The following is a 3,567-nucleotide window of genomic DNA, read 5'->3' on the forward strand; positions in this document are numbered from 1 at the left end:
AAAAATGACGAGACTTTTTGGATACTATATTTAGACCAAAATGGAAATGAACAGTGGAGAAAATATGTAAAAGGAGAATCCAGACAGAAAGAAGAGAGACTTTCAGATCTGAAACTGAACAGAGACGGCTCTATTATTCTGGCAGGTACCAGTGCCACAGAACTGGGAAAAGAAAACTGGAAAATTGTAAAACTGGGAGACAAACAGGTTGATCAGTTAATGGAAAAATTTGATATCAAGATCTATCCGAATCCGGTATCAGATTATGCTTACATAGAAATTGGCTTTGATTTTAAAGAGGCTGATATTATGCTGTATGATATGAGCGGAAGACAGCTTCAAAGCTTGAAAACAAAGAATAAAGTAACCAAGATTAACACGCAGGCTCTTGTTCAGGGCGCTTATCTGGTGACGATAAAGACGGATACGAATAAAACGGCGAATGCTAAATTGATTAAGAAATAAACACAAATTTCCATGAAGAAATACTTAATACCAGTTTTTGTACTGGGCAATATTTATATAAGTGCTCAAAATAATACTTTAAAAGAAGGATTTATAAATAATATAAAAAGCCCCCAAGTTACCGATTTTATAAGGTACGGAAATATTCCAATTAAGAAAAATGTTGGAGAGCTAGACTTAAATATTCCATTATTATCAATACCAACTCAAGACGGGAATAATATTGATATTTCATTCGCTTATAATGCATCGGGATTTATACCAAGCAAAAAATCAGGAATAGTTGGTTTTAACTGGAGTTTAATGGCTGGCGGAGTTATTACAAGAGAAGTCCGGGGGGAAGCCGATGATCAATTGGGCTCTCCTCAGACATTGAACGGAATCAATGGGCATCATGAGCATGGATATTTGGCAGGAATACGGCAATTTGGATCTAATACAAATTTATTACCTACTGATAATGATCTTAATAATTTTTCCAGCACAAAAATGACACCGGCTCTGGATAATGCTAGTGATGATTTTTATGAGCTAAGGTTGAAAGGATATCCTGACGATAATACTACCCGTTACGAAACAACACCTGATATGTTTTCCTTTAATTTCAATGGAATTTACGGTAAATTTTTCATAGCTCCAAATGGCAATGTAGAAGTTACGACTTCAGATCCCCACAAATTATCAGTGGATTTGTCAGGAGTAAATTCTCAACCCTATATCGGCTACTGCACTCCTCGATATGAATCGGAAATCAAAATCACTGATGAACTCGGTAATAAATATTACTTTGGAAAACAAGGCAAAAATCTAGAATATTCTGTTTTTCTAGGACCGGATGCAAATGGTGATAACTCCAATTCAACACCTGTCATTAACAGTTGGTATTTATACAAAATGGAGTTTACTAATGGAGAGACAATTAATTATAACTATTTAGAAGATAATTTACCCATTAATAGTAGTGGAAGTGGTTTTTGCCATACTTCCCCATTGATGTTTTGGAAACCACTTACTCAATATGCAGAAACAAAAAAACTATTAGATTTTAATGTGCATGCTAATGATTATCGTAGAATCGTCTCAACTGACCAACAGGGTTGGGGAATGGAATATACACATTATACTGCCGAATATGCAACCGGATACGGAAATGTCTATTCAATAATAAAGAAAGCATTGCTTTCTAGCATAATATATAAAGGTACAAAAATAAATTTTGTGTACTCTGATCAGAATAATTTATACAAGAATATTGATGTTTTTGGCAGTGGTGGTTCAACTACTCCCATGGCCAAGCCTAATCAAAAAAAATTAGATAAGATTGAAGTATATTCTCAAAATAATCTGGTCAATGACATCAGCTTTACCTATGATGTTTACAATACTCAGTATCCCCGCATTTTCCTGAAAAAGATACAAGAAAGAGGGAAGAGTCCGTTTATTTTTTCTTATGATTCTACAAATGCTGCCAATACTCCCATTCCCCATACTTGTGCGCTGGATTATTGGGGATATTATAATGGTAAGTTAACTAATGACCCCTATTTTTCAACGCCCAAATTAATACCTGGGGTTACTTATTATAATAATGGTGATTTTCAGTATACGAGTGATGAAAGAGATCCAAATTTTGATTATGCAAAAATGTATGCCCTAACAGGAGTTACCTATCCTACGGGTGGCAAATCTTTTTTTGAATACGAGCCTCATCAATACAGCCAAAGATTAGAAAGACGTTTTGACAATCTGTTTATTCCTAAACTATATTCTATCATTGGGATATCCGGTGGGACAAGAATTAAAAAGGTCTATGATTTTGATTCCAATACTAATCAAAATATCCGTGAATTTTTTTATAGCAATGATTCAAACCAAAGCTCCGGGATATTAATGGATTGGCCTCGGTATTACTTCAAAATACGGAAGCAAATTAATAACTCACAAATATATCCGATAGCCATAGATGAAACAGTAGGTTACCAAGTGTCATCTGGGTTTTCAAAAAATCTATTTGAAAGTTCTGTAATTAATTATTCTCAGGTGACTGAAAAGCTAACCAATAAAGGAAGTATTACAGATTATTATACATCATATATTGACAGGCCGGACCGATATATCAATTACAATAATTTTACCATAAAATTAACAGATGGTACATATACACCTTCTCCTTCAGTTAGTAATATTTTTATAATGCCTGATGACACCAATATTGAAAGAGGAAAGCTTTCGAAAAAACTTATTAGAGATGAAAACAATAATTTGTTAGAAGAAACTAATATTGTATATAATGAGGATCCCAATAGGTACGATAAATTTCATCTTTCCATCAATATTTCTAATGCATGGGCCCAAAAATTAAAGACCTATTACTATAATAATTTTGTTTCCAAGTCTACGACAAAGAAATATTTCGGAGGAAATATTGTAACAACGGAGAATAACTTTTTCTATGATTATAACCTTCACAATATGCTTGTCAAGTCAACAGTTAAACAACCTGACAACACTATTGAAGAAAGTATATTCAAATATTCTCCCGAACTTGGCAATTTATACTTAAAAGATAAAAATATCGTAGGTATTCCATTGGAAAATAAGCTAATTAAGAAGAATGATTCGGGCGATCAGGGTAAGGTGGTTTCTTTTACCCAGCAAATTTATCCTGCCAATCAAACAGAAGCCAATACAAAAACCTCCGGTTTACCCCTGCCGTATTCCGTATTATCTACCGACTTACAAAACATTACCAAGGAAGAAGTGGCTTACGATAAATATGACCTAAAGGGCAATCTACAGCAGTACACCACCAAGAACGGAGTTTCCACAACAATAATCTGGGGCTATAATCAGACCCAACCTATTGCGAGAATAGAAGGCGCGAAACTATTAGACATTCAGCAGTCATTAATCGATGCTATTGTTACAGCTTCCAATATAGATGCTTCAGCTACTGCAAATAACGATGAGACTCCACTATTAAATGCATTAAAGACATTTAGGGATAATCTGCCTGCTTATCAGATCACTACTTATACCTATGATCCATTAGTAGGAGTAAGAACCATTACATCTCCTTCCGGAATCAGAGAAAACTATATC

2 protein-coding genes are annotated in these 3,567 nt (G+C 34.3%); both read left to right on the forward strand.

The features are described 5' to 3' along the window. A partial coding sequence (locus AC27VX_RS23585; RefSeq protein WP_488698405.1) for a T9SS type A sorting domain-containing protein occupies positions 1-465 on the forward strand: 465 nt, incomplete at its 5' end. 12 nt (positions 466-477) lie between these two features. After that, positions 478-3,567 (forward strand): hypothetical protein (locus AC27VX_RS23590; protein WP_488698407.1); only part of this gene is annotated, 3,090 nt, incomplete at its 3' end.

Source organism: Chryseobacterium sp. 14P4.3.2, assembly GCF_057799275.1.